We start from the raw sequence: 20245 nt of genomic DNA, 5'->3' as shown, positions 1-20245 counted from the left end.
GGGTGCATCAATGAGCAGAGGCGACCTGGATGACCTCGCGGCGTTCACCGTCCTGGCGGCCGAAGGCAGCTTCACGCGCGCGGCGGCGAGGCTCGGCATGTCACAGTCAGCGCTGAGTCATGCCATGAAGGCGCTCGAGCAACGACTGGGCGTGCGGCTGCTGTCGCGGACCACCCGGAGCGTCGCGACGACGGCCGCGGGAGAAGAGCTGCTCAGGACGCTGCGTCCCGCATTCGACGACATCGCCGCCGGGCTCGCCATCCTCCGCACGAAGCGGGCGAAGCCGGCGGGAGTGGTCCGCCTCACCATGATAAAACTGGCGGCCCTGTCGCTCGTCCGGCCCATGCTGCCGGGCTTCCTCGCCGCCCATCCCGACATCCAGGTCGAGGTCGACGTCGACGATGGCTTCACGGACATCGTCGCGCAGCGGTTCGATGCGGGCATCCGCTTCGGTGAGCAGGTCGAGAAGGACATGATTGCGGTCCGCGTGGGACCGGACATCCGGGCGGCGGTGGTCGCGTCACCGGCCTATCTCGCCGCACGGCCCGCGCCGCGCACCCCACGTGAGCTCGCCGGCCATCGCTGCATCAACTACCGGCTGGCAACGTCGGGAAGCCTCTATGCGTGGGAGTTCGAGGAAGGCGGCCGGCGCTTCAAGGTCCGCGTCGACGGCCCGCTCGTCTTCAACGATGGGGACCTGGTCGAAGCGGCGGTCCTCGACGGACAGGGAATTGGCTACCTGTGGGAGCCCCAGGTAGCGGCGCACCTCGCGAGTGGCCGGTTGGTGCGCCTGCTGGAGGCGTGGTGCCCACCCCTCCCCGGCTACTACCTCTACTACCCGAGCCGGCGTCAGACGCCGCCGGCCCTGGCGGCCTTCATCGAAGCGCTGCGCCCCGCCGGACGCTCGGGTGCGGTGGTTCCGGCAAGAGGCTGAAGGCCGCGCCTCCAGCCCCCGGCCGGGGACGCTCACGGCTTGCCGAGGTTCGTCCAGGTGTTCGTGGCGGCGTCGTAGCGCTCGATGGTGTCGTCGGCGTTCGTCACGAAGAGGTGGCCGTTCGAGGAGAAAATCTTCGTCGCCGCTCCATGGATGGACGTCCACTGCGAGCCCACGTACTTCATGACGAACGAGCCATCCGGCCGCAGCCCGTAGACGTTGTTCCCCGCCGCGGCGAAGCTCCGGCCCGAGCCGCCGATGGTGGTCCACGTCGTGCCGCCGTCGAACCGCTGGATGGCGCTCTTGTCGTTGGTGAGCCGGTACATGCTCACGCCACCGCCGATGAGCTCGCTGGCGCCGTCGCCCACCACGGACCACGAGGAGCCCGACGCGCTGGGCCAGCGGGCGACGTAGTCGTCCTGCCAGGGGCCGATGCCGAAGATGGCGCTGGTCGTCGCGGCGAAGCGCGAGCCGGGGCCGCCGAGGGTCGCCCACGTGTTCGTCGTGGCGTTGTAGCGGACAATGTTGCCGCTGGTCGGGTCGGTGCCGCAGAGGGCGCCGGCGCACGCGAAAATCTGTCCGGCCGGGCCGCCGATGCTGACCCAGCCGCTGGCCCCGAACTTCACCGGGGCACCGCGACCCGGAATCTGCCCGTAGAGCGTGTCGCCCACCGCGACGAAGGCCTGGCCCGGGTTGCCGATGAGCGTCCAGCCGGCGGCGTCACGCCGGTAGAGGTCGCCGGTGGAGCGCTTGCGGGCGAACACCGTACCGTTGGTCGTGCTGAGCACGTTGGTGGGCGCTTCATAGAGCGACTGCGCGCCCTCCACGTCCCACTGCGAGATGAAGTTCAGCGTGCGGTTGGAATCCAACCACCCCGGCTGGGACGGGTAGTGCATCGCGCCGCGGCCGTCGTAGCAGGTCAGCGGCCGGTAGCTGCCGGTGGTCACCATGCCGCAGCCCGACGCGGTGTCGTGCTCGTGCACGAAGCCCAGCGCGTGGCCGAACTCGTGGGTCAACACCGCGATGAGCTCCGCGTCCGTCCACTCGTGGACGGGGCCGAGCTCGAGGTACCGGCCGGTGCGCGCGTACGTGGGGAAGCCCATGCCGGCCGACAGGCCCGTCATGTTGAAGTTGCGCTCGACGTTGTATTTGACGTGGGTGTTGCTGCGGGTGCAGGAGGCGGAGTCCTCCGACTTGACGTGCACGAAGCGCACGTTGGCGGCGGCCTCCCAGCCGGACGCGGCGCGGTGCATGAACTCCACCACGCGGTCGTACTGGGTGCCGAAGTCGCTCGGGCGGATGCAGTAGCTGATGTTCCAGCGGTCCGTCCTGTTCCAGGCCGCGTCGACGCCTCCCACCCGCCACACGGAGAGCGCGTTGGGGTTCTCCGTGATGTCCGACCAGTACTGGCGGACCGTCTGGAGGTCGGGCATGCGCATGTCGTGCTCGACGAGGAACTGTCCGTCCTCGGTGGGGACGACGTGCTTCGCGCGCCAGGCCTCGAAGTCGGCACGGGTGCGCTCGCCGGTGGAGACGAGGTGGTCCTCTTCGGGGACGGCCCCCTCCGGACCGCAGGCGCCCAGCAGCATTCCCAGGGTCGTCAGGGCATACGCCACCGTCCGCCGCCCGGGGCGTTGAGTGTGAGTCTCGAGCTTCATGTGATTTTCCTTCAGCGCTTCGAGGTCGTGCCCCGGCGCGTCGCAGTGCCCCTGCGCCAGGAGAACGGAGGGGGTGCGCGATATTCCCGGCGCCTGACGGAGGAACGCCATCCCGCCCCACGGCCACGGGCCGGTGGCATGAGGTCGAGCAGGTGATTGGAGTGCCGCTCGGCGCGCGGGGCGGCTGTGATTCGCCGCTGGCGCCGGGCGCCCCCATCTTGAGCCGAGGACCATGCCTCGGGAGACATCGCGTGAGCAGGGGGGAATCCCTCGAGATTCATAGCTGCCGGCGCTTCGTCCTTCGCAGGCAGGCGACCGCGAGCGGCACGGTCGTGCTCAAGACGGTTTCCGGACGGGGGGCCTCGCCTCGCCTCGCACTGCTGCTCCGCAACGAGTTCGCGTTCCTGCGCAGACTCGACGTGCCAGGAGTCGAGCGGGCCATCGACCTCCGCGGCCCGGATGATGCGCCCACCCTCGTCCTGGAGAGCGCTGGCCTCGAGGACCTCCAGCATCGGCTCGCCGAGGGGCCGCTTCCGCTCGCGGACTTCTTCGGCGTGGCCATTCCGCTCGCCGAGGCGTGTGAGCGCATCCATGCGCGCGGCATCGTCCACCGTGCCATCTCTCCGTCCCATGTGGTGCTCGATGCCAGGGGAACGCCGACCCTGGTCCATTTCGGAGATGCGGCCGAGCTCGCGAGCCTGGCGAGGACGCCCGAGCACGAGCAGCTCGCCGCGCTGACGTGGGCCTCACCGGAGCAGACGGGCCGGATGAGCTGGCTCATCGACTGGCGCGCCGACCTCTACTCCCTGGGCGCCACCTTCTACGCCATGCTCACCGGTGCGCCCCCGTTCCGCTCCGCGGACCCGCTCGAGCTCGTGCATGCGCACCTGGCCAAGGTTCCGGTGCCCGCCGCCGTCGCCAGCCCGCGTGTCCCTCGCGTGCTCTCCGACATCGTCCAGAAGCTCCTCGCGAAGATGCCACGGCAGCGGTACCAGAGCGCCGAGGCGCTCGCCGCCGACCTCCGGGAGGCGCGCAGGCAGTGGGGCGCGACGGGCACCATCGAGCCCTTCGAGCTGGGCCGGCTCGACCTCGCGCGGGAGCTGCCCTTTCCGGAGCGCCTCTACGGACGCGAGCAGGAGCTCGCCGCCCTGGACGAGGCCCTCGGCCGCGTCGCGGACGATGGGACGGAGCTCGTGCTCGTGGCCGGGGACGCCGGCGCCGGCAAGACGGCCCTCGTCGGCGCCGTACGCAAGGCGGTTGCAAGCCGCGACGGACGCTTCGTGTCCGGCAAGGTCGACCTGCGTGCGGCGAACATGCCCTACGCCTCCGTGGTGGAGGCGCTGCGCGTCCTCGCGCGGGCGCTCGTGTCCGAGTCCGAGGCGCGCCGGGAGGACGAGTCCCGCCGCCTGTGCGAGGCCGTCCATGGGAATGGCCGCCTGCTCATCGAGCTGGTTCCGGAGCTCCAGGCGGTGCTCGGTGCGCTGCCTGAAGTTCCCGCGCTCGGTCCGGTCGAGGCGGAGAACCGCTTCCACCTCACGCTCCAGGCCTTCATCCGCACCGTGGCCGCGGACCGGCCGCTCGTGTTCTTCCTGGATGACCTGCAGTGGGCCGATGCCGCGTCGCTCCGCGTCCTTCGCGGACTGGCCACGGACCGGGAGAGCCGGCACGTGCTGCTGCTCGGAGCCTTCCGGCCGCGGGACGTGGATGCCAGGCATCCCCTGCTGCGGACCCTGGGGGACATCCAGGTGGTGGGAACACCCGTCACGCGGCTGGAGGTCGGCCCGCTGGGGACCGACGCGCTCATGGCGCTGCTCGCCGACGTGCTGCGCTGCGAGCCCGCACGGGCGAGGCCTCTCGTGGAGCTGGTGCGTGACAAGACGGCGGGCAACCCCTTCTTCGTCCGGCAACTGCTGCGCTCCCTGCAGCGCGGAGGGCTCCTCGTCTTCGACGAGCAACGGGGGACATGGCAGTGGGACCTCCGCGAGCTCGAGCGGATTGAAATCACCGAGAACGTCATCGAGCTGATGACGGCCTCCATCCGCAAGCTCTCCGCGGAGGCGCAGGAGCTCCTGCAGGTCGCCGCGTGCATCGGCAAGGAGATGGAGCTCCCGACGCTCGCGGCGGCCTGGGGCAGGTCCGTGGAGGAGATGACGCCCTGGCTGGGCGAGCTGGTGCGAGAGGGGCTGCTCGTGCCCGAGAACGAGCAGGCGCCGCTCTCGGCGCTCACCTTCGGGTTCGTCCACGACCGTGTCCAGCAGGCCGCCTATGCGCTCCCGTCCGAGGCGCAGCGGAAGCAACTCCATCTGCGGATTGGCCGCCGCTTCCTGGAGCTGTTCCACGGCGAGAAGCGGGAGGAGAAGCTGTTCGACGTCGTGGACCAGCTCGACCTGGGAGTCGACCTGCTCGTGGACGCCCGGGAGCGCGACGCGCTCGCGCTGCTGAACCACCAGGCCGGGACGAAGGCGCGCCGCTCCGCGGCCCATGGCCCCGCGCTCGCGTACTTCCGGACGGGCCTCGGGCTGCTGTCAGGGGACTCGGACTCGGACCCGGCCCCCGGCGCGCTCCCGTTCCTCCTGCACCGGGATGCGGCCGAGTGCGCCGCGTTGACGGGAGAGCACGCGCTGTGCCGCGCGCTGGTGGCCGGAGGGCTCCATCATGCCGGCTCGATGGACGAGGCCGTGGACCTCCACGTCCTCCGGGTTGCGAGCGCGACCGTCACGGGCGAGTACGAGCTGGCGCTCCGCTGGGGATGGGAGGCCTTGCACTCCTTCTTCGCAGTCGAGCGCCCCACGCGGGACTTCGACGAGGCGATTGCCGCGCAGCGACAGGCCATCGACGCGCTCCTGGACGGACGCTCGCCCGAGAGCTTCATCGAGCAGCCCCGCATGACCCGGCCCGAGGACCGGGTGTACATGAAGCTGGTCTCCGCCATGCTGTCCCCCGCGTGGTTCGTGGACCGGACGCTCCTCCGCCTGCTCACCGTGGATGCGGTGCGCTTCACGCTGGAGCACGGCCCCTGCAGTGATTCCATCCTCCCGTACGCGGTCCACGCCCAACAGCTATTGGGCATGGAAGAGCTCGCGGCCGCGGAGGGCTTCAGCCGCCTGGCCCTGGGGCTCGCCCGGAGCTTCGGGGACCCGCTCCAGGAAACGAGGGCCTTCCAAATCTACAACAACTTCATCCGGGCCTGGCTGGAGCCGCTCTCCGCATGTGCCGCCGGGGCCCATCAGGTCTTCACGATGGGGCTCCAGTTCGGTGAGTTCGAGCACGCCGCCTACGGCCGGGCGATGATTGTCATCTACTCCTTCACGGCGGGAATGGACCTGGAGCAGGTCCTGGCGGAGCTGGGTGATGGCCTGGCCTTCTGCCAGAAGGTCGGGAACCAGGGGCAGGTCCGCAACCACATCAGCTACCGGCAGGCCATCCGCTGCCTGATGGGGCTTACGCGCGGGCGGAGCTCGTTCGATGACGCCGGGTTCGACGAGGCGACGTTCCTCCTGGCGGCCCGGGAGGACCCGACGACGGAAGGCGTGTACAACATCCTGCGCCTCCAGACGTCGTTCCTGTTCCGGGACCTGGCCGAGGCACGCGCGTGGGCGGAGGCGGCGGAGAGGCCCCTGGCCTTCCTCGGGGGCTACATCCCCCTGGCCGAGCACACGTTCTACACCGCGCTGACCCTCCTGGCGCTCGGTGAGAACCCCGCGGCCGGGGAGCGGGACGCGCTCCTGGCCCGGGTGGCCGTCTTGCGGGAGAAGCTGCTGCGATGGGAGGAAGGCTGCGCGGAGAACTTCCGCCACAAGCGGCTGCTCGTGGACGCGGAGCTGGCCCGGGTCCGGGGCCGCATCCTCGAGGCCGCCGGCCTGTATGACCAGGCCATCGACGGCGCGATGAAGTCCCGCTTCCTCCAGGACGTGGCGCTGGGCAACGAGCTCTGCGGACGGCTCTATCTCTCGCTCGGCCGGACGCGCGTCGCGGACCTGTACCTGCGCGAGGCCCAGCAGGGCTGGGTCCGGTGGGGAGCCCTGGCCAAGGCGCGCGCGCTCGAGGAGGAGTTCGCGCTCGGCGGGGGACTCGAGGGGTTCGCCGCGGCCATGTACGCGCCGGGCCCGTCGCTGGACGCCCTCAGCCTGCTCAAGACGGTGGAGACCATCTCCAGCGAAATCGTGCTCGAGCGCCTGCTGGGAAGGCTGATGGAGGTCTGCATCCAGGCCGCCGGAGCCGAGCGGGGCGTGCTCGTCGTCGAGGAGGAGGAAGGCCCCTTCGTCCGCGCCGTCGGTGGCCCCGTCCCGCCGGTCTCCACCTGGCGGGCGCCGCTCGCCACGTCGCACGAGCTCCCCGTCGAGGTCATCGAGCACGTGCGCCAGACGCGCCGGGTCCTCGTGCTCGATGACGCGTCCCGGGACTCGAGGTTCGCTTCCGACCCCTTCCTGCGCCGCGGCGGCGTGAGGTCCATCCTGGTGCTGCCCATCCGGCGGCAGGACAGCCTGCTCGGCACGTTCTTCTTCGAGAACGACCTGACCCCACGCGCCTTCACGCGGGAGCGCGTCCGGGTGCTGGAGGTCCTCTCCGCCCAGATTGCCATCGCGCTGGAGAACAGCCTCTTGTTCGAGAAGCTGAAGGTGGAGGTGGAGGAGCGCACGCGCGCGGAGAAGGCCGTGCGCTTCCTGTCCGACGCGAGCGCGCTGCTCGCCGAGTCGCTCGACTATCCGACCACGCTCCGGAGCCTGGCGCGCTTCATCGCGCCGGGGTTCGCCGACTGGTGCCTCGTCGACGTGATTGAAGCGAACGGCAGGATTCGTCGGTTGGCCAGCTTCCACTCCGACCCCGCGAAGCAGCGGCTCCTGCACGAGCTGGAGGAGCGCTATCCGCCCGACTGGAACTCACCCCAGCCCGCCATCCGCGTCATGACCTCCGGCAAGCCGCTCCTGTTCGCCGCGCTCACGGAGTCCGTGATGCGCGACTACAGCCGCAACGGCGAGAACATCCGGCTCATCCTCGAGCTGGGAACGCGGAGCGCCATGTCCGTGCCGCTCGTGGCGCGCGGACGGATGTTGGGGGCCATCACCCTGGGGAGCGCGGACCCGAAGCGTCCCTTCGGGCCCTCGGACCTGGCGCTCGCCGCGGAGCTGGCCCACCGGGCGGCGATGGCCATCGACAATGCGCACCTCTACCAGGAGGCCCAGGAGGGCATCCGCGTCCGCGAGGAGTTCCTCTGCGTCGCGGCGCACGAGCTGAAGACGCCCATCACCTCGATGAACATCGGGCTCCATTCGGTGCTGCGCAGACGCGGAGGGCCCCCCTCCGCGGAGCGGCTCATGCAGGTCCTCCAGTCGGCGGACAAGCAGGTGCAGCGCCTCATGCGCCTGGTGGACGACGTGCTGGACGTCTCGCGGCTGCACGCCGGGCGGCTCGAGCTCCACCTGGAGCGGGTGGACCTCCTGGCCGTCGTGGACGAAGTGGTGGACCGGTTCAGCGAGACCTCCGACCGGACCGGCTCGCGGGTGGACGTGCGCGCCGAGGCGCCCATCGAAGGAATGTGGGACCGGAGCAGGCTGGACCAGGTGGTGACGAACCTCCTCGGCAATGCCCTCAAGTTCGGCGAGGGCCGGCCCATCGAGATTGCAATCTCACGCGGGGATGGGATGGCCAGGCTCGTGGTGGAAGACCACGGCATCGGAATCCCGCCCGAGCGCCTGCCCCACATCTTCGAGCGCTTCGAGCGCGCGGTGCCCACCCAACACTATGGCGGGTTCGGGCTCGGCCTCTTCATCGTCCGGAGCCTCACGGAGGCGCTGGGCGGCACGGTGAGCGTGGACAGCACGCCGGGCCTCGGCTCGAGGTTCACCGTGGTGCTTCCGTGCCAGCCCGCCACGACGGCCGGCGAGTAGGGCGGGACGCGCATCTCGCTAGAGCGCGGACGGATGCCACTCGGTCATGACGAACATGTTTCCGCTGGCATCTCGCAGGGTGATGCTGAGGCCGAGCGGGTATTCCAATACACTGGCGGAGCCGCCAGTATCTGGGACGAGGCCCCCCTTCGCGAAGGGAACGGCCGACACACCCGGGCCAGCGGCCCGGCGCCGTCAGCGCGTAATCTGGTAGCCCAGCTCGCGGAAGGCGAGGGACAGGCCGTCCTGCAGCACGGCCAGCGTGGGGATGTCCCGGAACTCGATGCCCGTGGTCACCATCGTCAGGGCCAGCGCTGGCGACATGCCGACGAGGGTGCACTTCGCGCCGAGCAGCCGCGCGGCGCGGACGGCTCCGAGCAGGCGGGTGGCCGTGGTGGTGTCGAGCACGCCGATGCCGGTGATGTCGATGATGACGTAACGGGCGCGGTGGCGGGTAATCGCGTCGAGCAGGTTCGACTGGACGATGGTGGTGCGCTCCGCCGTCAGGTCGCCCACCAGGGGCATCAGCACGATGCCATTCCACAGCGACACGGCCGGGGCCGTGAGCTGGTCGAGCATGGACTGTTGGGCCTGGAGCCGTACCTCGTTCTCCCGCGCGCGCTGCTCGAACTCGGCCCGCGAGGTGATGCGGTTCTGCAGGTTGGTGATGTCGGTGATGATGGCGATGAGCCCCGTGACTTCGCCGGCCTCGTTGCGCGTCGGGTACTTCCGCGTCCAGATGGTGTGGATGGTGCCGTCCGGGAGCGGGATGGGCTCCTCGTTCTCGTGCGGCGCGCCCGAGCTGAAGACCAGGTCGTCGTTCTCCCAGAACAGGCGCACCGTCTCCGGTGGCATGTACGCGTCGTCGCTCTTGCCCAGCAGCTCCGACAAGGGCCGCCCCAGCAGCCGGGCGAAGGCCTCGTTGGCGTAGAGCCAGCGATGGCTCCGGTCCTTGATGAAGATGGGGTCGGCCAGCAGGTCGAAGGCCTTCCAGACCTGCGTATCCGACAGGAGGAACTCAGGAGCAGCGCGGAGGTGGCTCGCAGACGGTGCCGTGCTCATATGTCGAAAAATTCTACAATAACTGAAGCCATCAATGAAGTGGGGCAGGCTGGCACCGCCCCCTTCCCTGCCCTCCAATCCGCCCGCCGGCCTTCGTGCGCATGGGCATCCATGGCCTCTCGGATGATGCCCCGGGCACCGTGGCTGCCGGGCCCACCGCGTGGCCAGTGGATTGCTCTCGCGTGCCCGCCTCCAGCCACGGAACGGAACGGCGTGACACGCTGCAATCCCTTTCATTTCCGTCTCCGCCTGTGACTCCAGGGCACACGCCTGGAAATGCAACTGGCACTGCAAGTGCAAACCTCCTGCGCGGACAACCCGTCCTGGAGGCGTACGTGCGTCACCTCCAACAGTTGGGTGGAGTACGACGTCACCATCGCGGTGGGGAGCCACGGCTCGTATGGCTTCGTCCTGATTCCCGACGGCGGCAACGGCGTGGACTTCGTGTCGAAGGAGGACGCGAACACGGAGCTGCGGCCGCACCTCGTGCTGACGCAGGCCTTCTCCGAGTGCACCTACCGGGGCACGGGTGGAGAGGTGCAGGGCGCCTGGCTGAAGGGCGGCACGGGCCACGAGGTGGGGCAGGCCCTGGCCACGGACAGCACGGGCGCCTCCGTCGTCGCGGGCGTCTACGACGGCAGCGCCTCGCTCGGCGGTGACACCTTCCCGAGCCAGGGCGGGCTGATGCTGGGCCGCTTCCGCGCGGACGGCACGCATGAGTGGTCCCGCGCGTACCCCCAGGCCAATGCGTCGCTGACCGTCGCGGACGTGACGCTCACGCCGCTGGGCAACGTGCTGATGGTGGGCAGCTACTTCGGCACGCCGGACTTCGGCACCGGCCCGCTGCCCACCGCCGACGGGTACAACCCGGCCACCTTCATCGCGAAGTTCTCCCCGGCGGGCAGCCTCACCTGGGTGAAGGGCTTCCGGGCGAGCACCCCGTTCGACGGCAAGCTGACCCCCATGCCCATCGTCCCGCTGGCGGTGGCCACCGACGCCAACGGCAGCCTCATCGTCACCGGGTGGTTCTTCGGTGACGCCAACCTGGGCGGCGGCAACCTGGACGCGGGCATCACCAGCCGCGCGTACGAGGACGCCAGCCCGGGCCTGTTCGTCGCGAAGTTCTCCTGGGAGGGCAACCACCTCTGGTCCCGCGCCTATGAAGCGGGGAACGCCCCCACGCGAGGCCACGCGCTGGCCACGGACAGCGCGGGCAACGTGCTGCTCGGCGGCACCATCAGCAAGCCCAACCCGAAGGCCAGCAGCGCGGAGAACCCGTTCATCGCGAAGCTGTCCCCGGATGGCGTGGAGCTGTGGTTCCGCGTGCTCCACGGCAGCATCGGCCAGGTGTCGAGCGTCGTGTCACTGCCCGGTGACGCGGTGGCCTTCGCCGGCCACTTCGGCGGCGGCTTCACCTTCGCGGGCCAGACGGTGGCGAACAGCGACCCGGAAACGGAGCCGTCCTGGGACTCGAAGGACCTGATGCTGGGTCTCTTCGAAGCCTCTGGCGCGGAGCGCTGGGCGCGGGCTCGCGGCGTCTCCACGTCGCAGGAGTACCTGCGAAAGCTGGTCACGGACGCGCAGGGCCACCTCACGCTGATGGGTATCACCCGGACCACCACGGACCTGGGCGGCGGCAGCATCGGCCCGAGCTGGTACGAGGAGCGCCCCTTCGTGGCGCGCTACACGCCGCAGGGCGAGCACCGTTGGTCCCGCACCCTGGGCCCGACGCTGCAGACGATGCTGCTGGGCGCGCTGCCCGACGGCTCCACGCTCTTCGGCGGCACGTTCGAGGGACTTGTGCAGGTGCACTTCACGGAGTACGGCCCCTCGCGCGGCCAGGACCTGCTGCTGCTGAAGCTGGACCCCTGAACCCCGCTATCCAGGCCAGGGCAGGAAAAAGCCCGACGACCCACCGAGGTTGCCGGGCTGCTGGATGTGGGAGCGGCGGGAAGCCAGGCTGTCGCGCGGGCCCACGGAGGGCATTTCGCCTATGCTCCGGGCCTCGCCGGACACATGGTGACCGCCAGCTCCCCACCCCAACGCATGGACTCTCCTGGAGCTGGACGGCCGCGTCGGCGGTGGGCCCGACTCATCGCGGGCGTGCTCCTGGCGTTCGTCGGCGTCCTCGCGCTGGTGCTGCTCGCGGTGGGGGTCGCGCTGCACAACCTCGACGCTCCCTGGTTGAAGCAGCGCATCGTCTCCGAGGTGGAAGCGGCCACGGGCCTGAAGCTGGACTACCAGACGGCCCACGTCGCCGTGCTCTCGGGCCTGCGCCTGGAAGGGCTGGTGGTGAGGACTCCTCCGCCATTCCAGGACCTCGCGCCCGAGTTGCTGCGCGTCGGCACCCTGGAGGTGCAGTGGTCTCCCGGCGAGCTGTTGAGCCGCACGCCTCGGGTGGAGCGGGTGGCGGTGCGGGACGTTGCGCTCGCCTGGGTGGCCGATGAGGCGGGGCCCACCTCCATCTCCGGGGTGATGGGGCCGCCGGCTCCCGAGCCGCCCCCCATGGAAGAGCCGCTCGGCAACTCGCAACAGCTCGCGGCCTTCCTGGCCTCGGCGCCGCCCTTCGGAATGGTCGAGCTATCGGGCGTGTCGCTGACCTACATCCACGTCCGGAGCGGCGAGGTGATTGAGCGCTGGTCCCTACGCGGGCTCGCGCTCGCTGTCGAGGCGAAGCAGCAGGACGGGGGATGGAAGCTCTTCGCGAGCCTGGGGCGGCCTGGAGCGCTGCTTCCACTGGAGCTGGGCCGTGAGGGCCCTTCCCTTCCGTCGGCCATGGCCCGGCTCGAGCTGGCGCTCTCGGCGGAGGCCGGAGCAGCGGACGCGCGCGTGCGCGTGGACCTCGATGTGACGCAGCAGACCTTCGAGCCGCGGTTCTCCGTGCGCTCCCTGCTGCACGGCTCGGCCTCGGCGAAGTTCGATGGCGAGAAGCGGCACATCACCGTCGAGCTGGACCGCACCCGGCTGACGGACAGCGCCGAGGTGCAGGCGCGGGTGGTGCTTCCGGATGCGGAGGAGATTCCACCCGTCCTGACGCAGGCCCTCGCGGAGGTGGACCTCGGGAGGCTGCTGCAAGCGGTGCCCGCGGACCTGCGGCCGTTCGCGCTCGAGCGCGGCAAGGTGCATCTCGACGCCCGGGACGTCACCCTCAGTGCCATGCCGCAACTGGGCGCGCAGGGCCGACTCGGACTGGATGTCGACGTCGCGACCCTGCGGCTTTCGCAGGACGCGCTTCGCGTGGCGCTCGGCGATGGCCGCATCTCCCTGGTGGCGACACCGGACTCACGGACGGGCCTGGAGGCACGACTCACGTTCGCGCTCCAGGGGGTGGGCATCGACGGGCCCGTCACGCTGGTGGCCCCGAAGGTCTCCGGCGAGCTGACGGGTCAGCAGCTCCGGCCCGACCTCTCCTCGCCCATCAGGGTCGCGGGGGATGCCGCGTTGTCCGGCAAGGTGGACGCATTGGAGGTCCGCACTCCCGAGCTCCGTGCGACGGCGGAACGGCTGGGGTTCCAGTTCCAGGCCGCGCTGGCGGGCAGGCCGCCCTTCGCGTTGAAGGCGGACGTGCCCGTGGAGTCACTCCAGGTGCTCACCGCGGAGGGGCGCGAGGTGCTGAAGGGCCCCGTGCACCTGAAGCTCGATGCCTCGGACGTGTTCCCTGATTCGGAGGACCCTCGGCTCAGCCGGGGCCGTGCCCGGATGAAGCTCGACGTGGGCGCGATGCAGGCATCGCTGGACGCCACCAAGGGAGCCGACGATGTGGCGTACGCCTTGACCTTCCAGACGCCGGACCTCGCGGCCGCCCGGCCCTTCCTTCCGGACTCCGTCGCCGCGCGCCTTCCCTGGCAGCGCCTGGGTGTGGACGTGACGTCCTCGGGCAGGCTGGCGGCGCTCTTCTCCTCCTCGCCACGGGAGGAGCACCGGACGGAGCTGCGCCTGCAGCGGCCAGGCTGGGACGACATGTCGGCCAGCAGCGCCACCGTCGTGGTGCGCTCGAAGGGGGACCTCTGGCGGCACCAGGCCGACGCGGAGGTTCGCGTCGAGGGGATGCGCGTCGGGGACAAGGAGATAGGCCCTCATCACCAGACGCTGACGCTGGACGTGGACCGCCGCCGGCCGTCAGCCCGGCTGGGCGTCACCACCCTCGCGGGGCCGAAGCTCACGCTCGATGCCGCGGTGTCATTCGACCGGAAGGCCCGCGCGCTTCGCTGTGATGTGAAGGGCAGCGTCGAGCCCGGAGGCGCGGTGGCACCGCTCCTGGCCAAGGCCCAGGTGCCCGCGGAGCTGGATGTCTCGAAGCTCGCGCTGGATGTCGAGCTGCACGGCTCGCTGACCGGCGTGCTCACGGACATCACCGCCAACGGAGTCCCGCGCCTGACGCCCGACCCGCTGCGGACCGCCGGCTTCGACGGAAAGGCCACGGTGGACGCGCGCGGCTTCCGCTGGCGGAAGGATGTCCAGTCACTCAACATCCCCGCGCTGCAATGGCAGGTCGAGTCGCGCGTCGATGGGCCCCGGCGAAACATCCACAGTCAACTGACGGTGGAGAAGCTCAACGTGGGCATGTACGACCGCCGGCTGTCCTTCGCCGGCCTGTCCAGCGACACCACCGCCACCTTCAACGAGGCGTGGGAGACGAACGAGAGCGAGCTGAAACAGCTCCTGAAGGTCCGCTCGCTCGAGCAGAAGCCCGCGCTGCCCTACCCGGTCCAGGATTTGGAAGGCGCGTTCTCCGCCCGGCGCAAGCCGGATGGCGTCATCCACGTCCCCGACCTGCGACTGTCCAATCCGGGCACGGGGACTGAATTGAAGGTCGAAGGCCGGCTCGACCTCGGCGACCACCGGCGCCGCCTGGCGGTCCGGGGTGAGCTGGAGCAGGACCTGTCCAAGCTCACGCGGCCCGGCGTGCTCGAGAGCAGCGGCAAGGCCTCGGTGGATTTCCGCGTGGCGTCCACCGACATGAAGGTCTTCCGGACCGTCTCCAACTTCCTCCTCCGGGACGTGAATGTGCGGATGCTGCTGTCGGGCATCGAGGTCCAGGCGCTCGATGGCAACGTGCCGGTGACGGAGAACGTGGAGCTCACCCCGGACGGCGTGCGGCTCTTGAGCGACGCCGACGTGAACCCGTATTCGATGCTGCGCTTCGCCGACCAGCACCCCCTGCTCTCGCGCAGCGGTTTCGTGTCCGCGGGCCGCATCAGCACGCCGTACGCCACCCTCGCTCCGCTGGCGGGCAACCTGGCCATCAGCCAGAACGTGTTCTCCATGAGCCAGCTGGAGATGGGCGTCCGGGGCGGGCACGTCACCGGACAGTGCACGCTGAACTGGCAGGGGAAGGGCTCCTCCCTGGAGGCCCACGTGCGGGCGACGGGCGTGCAGTCGTCCCGGGGCGAGCCCTTCGACGGCAATGCCGCCATGGTCATCTCCGGCAAGGACCGCAGCGTCAACGGCCGCGCGGAAATCCTGCGCATCGGCAACCGCCACCTGCTCGACCTGCTGGACCTCGCGGACCCGCACCACGCCGACCCCGCCACCAACCGCGTCCGCTACGCGCTGGGCCTGGGCTATCCGCAGCACGTGCGGGTGAGCTTCAACCAGGGCTTCGGCCGGCTCAGCATCGCCATGGGCGGCCTGGCCCGGCTCATCAGCATCGACGAAATCCGGGGCATCACCATGGGTCCCATCGTCGACCGTGTCATCGACTCGCTCTACCTTCCGGAGGCCATGCCATGAACCACCGCGGGTTGCTGCTGCTCGCCGCCCTGGCCGCTTCCGGGTGCATCCGTGCCCCGGAAATCGTCATGGTGGACCGCGCGACGGCGCTGGAGGAACAGGCCTCGGGCTCGTTCAAGGATGTGGAGCGGCGGCTCGCGCGCGCGGGCATGAGCCCGACGCCGGTGCCGCTCACGCCCAACCAACTGGAGGACCTGGGCCTTCAGCCCGCGCCGCTCATCGAGAACCTGGGGAGGACGCAGGCGGACCGCGTCGACGAGTTGCTGCGGCGCCACTGCGTGGGCGAAGGGAAGGACGGCCTGCTGGTGAACACGCGGCGCCAATGCCTGGCCGGGCGCATGTCGGCGGATGACGTGGACTTGATTGAGCGGGTGAACCAGGCCCGGCACCACCTGTGGCAGTGGATGCGGACGGTGCGCCCCGGTGTGCCCGAGGAGCAACTGCGCCAGAGCTGGCACCGCGTGCACGCGGAGGGCGTGGTCTGCGGCGGCTGGGTGGAAGCCGCCAACGGCACCTGGGGAGAGAAGGAGTGCTGACGCCCCGGGGCTGGTGCTTCGTGGCCCTGGCCCTGCTCCTCGCGAGCGGCGCCCGTGCGCAGGACGACGAGAACGACACGGGAATGCGCACCCCCTCGCGGCTCACCGTGGGCGCGGGAGACCACTACCTGGGGCAGGTGACGCCCGATGGGAAGACGCTCGTCTTCGCGTCCAACCGCAACATCGCGACGGAAATCTACCACCAGGACCTGGAAGGGGGACGCGAGCGCCGCCTCTTCGACGAGGGCGCGGATGTGACGTGGCCGCGCGTCAGCCCCGACGGCAAGCACCTGCTCTACATCTCGTTCCGGGAACAGGCCAGCGGGCAGCTGTGCGTGAGGGACTTGCCGGACGCGGAAGGCCGCCGCTGCCTCGTAGAGGAGACCAGCGCGCTGCAGGCGGAGTGGATGGATGCCTCGCACATCGCCCTGGTGAGCCGGGCGACCATCCAGGGCGACCTGCGGCTGTCGCGAGTCACGGTGGAGAAGAAGCTGAGCGCGAGCCCCCTGCTCGAGCGCAACCTGACCAGCCCCACCCTCTCACCCGATGGGCGCTGGCTGGTGTACGTCCCCGTCGAGCGCTCCGTGCAGCAGGTGGGCCCGGGCTTCGCCGCGCGCGCCGCGCCCCACCTGGAGGCGCTCCGGTTGGATGTTCCCGGCGCGGCTCCCGTCCCGCTGGCGTTGGATTTGCCCGGACAGACGGGGCAGCCGGTGTTCGCGCTCGATGGGCGCTCGCTGTACGTGGTGCAGTTCTTCACCGACTCGAATGCGGACGGGGTGATTGACGCCAGCGACAGCGGGGTGCTGTTCCGCGTGCCCTTCGCCTCCGAGCGCGACGACGCGCCCGCGCTGGCCTCCACCTCCAGCCCGGACCAGCTCACCAGCGTGGCCTGGAACTGCGAGTACCCGTCCCCTTCGGCCGAGTCCCTCATCACGACGTGCTCCCGCGACCGCTCGCTGGACGTGTATCAGTTGCCGCTGGATGGCCAGGTCCCCAGCCATTGGGATGTGCCGCGGCTCAACGAGGAGCTGGGCATGGCCGGCCGGCGCGCGGACCTCCTCCTGCTCTACCGTCAGCGCCTGCTGCGCGAGGAGCGGCCCAAGCCCCGCCGGCTGCTGATGATGCGCCTGAGCATGCTCCACCTCACCTTCGAGGACTTCGACGCGGCGGAGTTCTACGCCGACCACATGTGCAAGGTGAGCGACCCCGCCACCGCGGGGTTGGCGGAGCCGCTGAAGCTCCTCATCCAGCACCGGCGCGACATGAAGGAGCGCGAGCGCGGCCGCATGGTGGACGAACTGGCGGAGATTGAGCGACAGCGCATGGCCTCGCTCCAACCCGATGCCGCGCCCAGCCCTCCGTCCGCCGTCTTCCAGCACGTGGTGCGCAGCGAGCTGGCGGATGACGCCGGCAACCTCACGCTGGCGCGTCAGGAATTGGAGGCGGCGCAAATCACGGACACCACGCCGCGCGCGGTGCTGGAGGCCTGGCACGAGCGCGCGGACGCGCTGTACCGCAAGCTGGATGACCGCGAGGCCCTGGTCGACGCCGGCCGCCAGCTCTCCGCGAACAAGGTCTTCAAGGCGGACGACCAGCTCGACTTCGCGCGTGCGGCCGTCCGCGCCCTGTACCGGGGACGCCCCTATGACGAGGCGGATGCCGTCATGGCCAAAGAGCTCGCGTCCGCCCCTGCCGGCTCGGCGTATGCGTTTGCCCTGGAGATGGGTCGGCACGTCAATGCGTTGCACGAGGAGCGTCCGCCCCGCCCCGTCCGTGACGCCCTGGTCGCGTTCTACCGTCAGCAGCAGGACCCGCTCCGGCGGCGCGCGCTGGTGCAGGACGCCGTCGAGCGCGCGTCGGGCCTCGGCGCCGACGGTGTGCTGGAGGCGCTGGCCACCGTCTACGTCGATGACGCTCCGCCCGGCACCGAGGAGCGCCGCCGGGCCGAGCGGCTCTTCCGCCGCGCGCTGATGGGCCGCGCCTACCGCCGAATGGGGCGGGAGCGCCTGGACGATGCCCGCGCGGACTTCGACCTCGTGACGCAGCGGACGGGCTCGCTGGAGAGCGCCGTCGAGTCCATGAGCCTGCGGCTGCGGGCCGGCGTCCGCCCCGAGGTGGTGGAGAAGGAAGTCACCACCACCTCCGCGAGCATGGCCCGGCCGCTCGCGCACTTCGTGAAGGCCTACGTGCTGGCGCGCCAGTTGCCCGAGCTGGATGACGACGCCCACGCGAAGACGGTGGAGCAGGCCGTGAAGGAGCTGCGCGCCGCGTGGAAGGAGCTGAAGAACCAGCGCGCGGTGCATGCCCTGTACGGCGCCATCCACCACGAGGCCTTCCTGCGGACCCAGGACTCCGCCGCCGCCGAGCGCGCCAACCGGCACTACCTGATTGCCCTGGACCTGGTGCGCAACAACGTCCGCTCCAAGGCGATGCTGCTCGGCGCGCTGGGGCTGCTGCACACGCAGGTGGGCAACTTCTACATCGCCCTGGGCTATCTGGAGCAGCGGGACGCGCTGCCCTACGTGGACAACGCCGCGGGGCTGGCGGTGTCCATGGCCCGCGCCCGGGCGCTGCTGCACGTCGGCCGCGAGCAGGACTCCGCGCAGGCGGCGGACAAGGCCCTGGCCATGGTGGAGGCCTCCCCGAAGCTGGCGGAGTTCACCCCCCTCGTGTTGGACCGCGCCGCGCTCTACAACCTCGCCGCGGGGCGCTTCGAGCGGGCGTTGGCGCTCCATGACCGCGAGCTGCCCCTCCTGGAAGCAGGCACCCTCGACGCGGAGGGGCTGCGCAACCGGCTGGTGGTGCGACTGGCCCGCTGCGCCGCGGCGCTGGGCGCGAACCAGCCCCAGCGCGCGCTGGACGACCTGGACCTCGTGGACAAGGACCTCTCGACTCCCGCCGTGCAGGCCACGCTGCGCTGGCTTCGCGCCACGCCCGAGCACGTCCAGCGCTCCTACCGCATCATCGCCGCGGGGCTGCGCGCCAACGCGGAGACGCGGCTCGGGCGCCTGGACGCCGCCGCGCGCTCTCTCGAACAGCGGAGGGCGCTGTTCCTGGAGCAGTTCGACGACTCGGACCGGGACGAGGACCTCCGCGCGGCGACGCTGGTGGAGCTGCGGCTGGCCGAGAACGCCGTGGACCGCAAGGATTCGGCGCGGGCGGCCTCCTGGCTGGGCCAGGCGCTGGCGCACGCCGACACCCTGAGGGAGCGCACCCACGCCCCCGTCGAAGCCGGGCAGATGGACGCGCTGTGGTTCGCGGCGCAGCTGCACGCGGAGGGCAACACGCCCATGCCCTTCGACGTGCCCCAGCGCATGGGCCAGGCGCACCGGACCCTCATCGACCAGCGCAACCCCTCCTGGCGCGCGAACCTGGCGTGGTTCGAAATCTATCTGGCGCTCACGGCGCATCCGCCCGCGGAGGTCCGTGACGCACTGCTGCTACCGGAACAGCCGTGACTTCGCCATGCCTGTAATTCTGTATAATCATGAATTACAGTTCTTAAGGCTTTCTTAAGATTTGCCGGGCTGAATGCCCTCCCATTGCCCACGGCGGGCAAACGGGGAGGACTCACGATGCACGAGCATGATCACGAGCACGATGATGGCGGACTGCAGCAGGACCTGAAGCTCATCCACACGGCCATGGAGCGCCGGACGCTCCTGCGCCTCGCGGTGGGCGCGAGCCTGCTGCCTCTGGTGGGCTGCGGCGGCGACGAATCCACGGACGTGCTGGGCCTCAAGGAGGACTTCGCCTCCTGCACCACGATTCCGACGGAGACCGCGGGGCCCTACCCGGCGGACGGCTCCAACGGCCCCAACGTCCTCACGCAGTCGGGCATCGTGCGGAGCAACATCCGCTCGAGCTTCGGCGCGTACTCGGGGACCGCGGGAGGAATTCCGCTCACCACCACCCTCACCCTCATCAACTCCGCGGGAAGCTGCGCGCCGCTCGTCGGTTACGCCATCTACCTGTGGTACTGCGACCGCGAGGGCCGCTACTCGCTCTACTCGTCCGGGGCGACGAACCAGAACTACCTGCGCGGGGTGCAGGTGACGAACTCCCTGGGCCAGGTGACCTTCACCGGCATCTTCCCCGGCTGCTACGCGGGGCGCTGGCCGCACATCCACTTCGAAATCTACCCGAGCCTCGCGTCCGCGACGTCGTCGGCGAACAAGATTGCCACCTCGCAGCTCGCGCTGCCGAAGGCCACCTGCGACGCGGTGTACGCCACCACCGGCTACTCGGCGAGCGTCACCAACCTGTCGCGCATCACCCTCTCCACCGACATGGTGTTCCGTGACGGCTGGACCACCCAGCTGGCGAGCGTGACGGGCAACACCACCAGCGGCTACGTGGCGACCCTCAACGTCCCCATCGCCGTCAACCTGTAGACCCGGAGGCCGGGCGGGAGCGGAGTCGCTCCCCCCGGCT

At 70.3% G+C, this 20245-nt stretch carries 9 protein-coding genes; 7 read left to right on the top strand and 2 right to left on the bottom strand.

Going from position 1 to position 20245, the window contains the following annotated elements:
* Positions 1-10 precede the first annotated feature (10 nt).
* Positions 11-934, top strand: a complete 924-nt coding sequence (locus ACVTJA_RS14115) for a LysR family transcriptional regulator (protein ID WP_465836881.1) — start codon at positions 11-13, stop codon at positions 932-934.
* A gap of 32 nt (positions 935-966) precedes the next feature.
* Here ACVTJA_RS14115 and ACVTJA_RS14110 read toward each other — a convergent pair whose 3' ends face one another.
* Positions 967-2592, bottom strand: coding sequence for a matrixin family metalloprotease (locus tag ACVTJA_RS14110; RefSeq protein WP_465836880.1), 1626 nt, complete (start codon positions 2590-2592; stop codon positions 967-969).
* A gap of 251 nt (positions 2593-2843) precedes the next feature.
* On the opposite strand from ACVTJA_RS14110, the gene ACVTJA_RS14105 reads away from it, so the two are divergent.
* Complete coding sequence (locus ACVTJA_RS14105) at positions 2844-8480, top strand: AAA family ATPase (protein WP_465836879.1); 5637 nt, start codon at positions 2844-2846, stop codon at positions 8478-8480.
* 195 nt (positions 8481-8675) lie between these two features.
* On the opposite strand, the gene ACVTJA_RS14100 is transcribed toward ACVTJA_RS14105, so the two are convergent.
* Complete coding sequence (locus tag ACVTJA_RS14100) at positions 8676-9542, bottom strand: PAS domain-containing protein (RefSeq protein WP_465836878.1); 867 nt, start codon at positions 9540-9542, stop codon at positions 8676-8678.
* A gap of 294 nt (positions 9543-9836) precedes the next feature.
* On the opposite strand from ACVTJA_RS14100, the gene ACVTJA_RS14095 reads away from it, so the two are divergent.
* The 5 genes from ACVTJA_RS14095 to ACVTJA_RS14075 all read left to right on the top strand — a co-directional run bounded on the left by ACVTJA_RS14095 (position 9837) and on the right by ACVTJA_RS14075 (position 20205).
* A complete protein-coding gene (locus ACVTJA_RS14095; protein ID WP_465836877.1) occupies positions 9837-11414 on the top strand; it encodes a DUF7594 domain-containing protein in 1578 nt (525 codons plus the stop codon).
* A gap of 174 nt (positions 11415-11588) precedes the next feature.
* On the top strand, positions 11589-15275 hold the full coding sequence (locus ACVTJA_RS14090) for an AsmA family protein (protein WP_465836876.1): 3687 nt from the start codon (positions 11589-11591) through the stop codon (positions 15273-15275).
* A complete protein-coding gene (locus ACVTJA_RS14085) occupies positions 15272-15811 on the top strand; it encodes a DUF1318 domain-containing protein (RefSeq protein ID WP_465836875.1) in 540 nt (179 codons plus the stop codon). Before ACVTJA_RS14090 ends, ACVTJA_RS14085 begins: the two co-directional genes overlap by 4 nt.
* Positions 15805-19269: a hypothetical protein gene (locus tag ACVTJA_RS14080; RefSeq protein WP_465836874.1), complete on the top strand. Its 3465-nt coding sequence runs from the start codon at positions 15805-15807 to the stop codon at positions 19267-19269. Before ACVTJA_RS14085 ends, ACVTJA_RS14080 begins: the two co-directional genes overlap by 7 nt.
* Before the next feature lie 117 nt (positions 19270-19386).
* Positions 19387-20205: a dioxygenase family protein gene (locus tag ACVTJA_RS14075; RefSeq protein ID WP_465836873.1), complete on the top strand. Its 819-nt coding sequence runs from the start codon at positions 19387-19389 to the stop codon at positions 20203-20205.
* The last annotated feature ends 40 nt before the right edge of the window (positions 20206-20245 follow it).

The organism is Pyxidicoccus sp. M6, assembly GCF_055568925.1.
The sequence above is the reverse complement of the archived record's forward strand: the minus strand, read 5'-3'. Positions and strand labels throughout refer to the sequence as shown.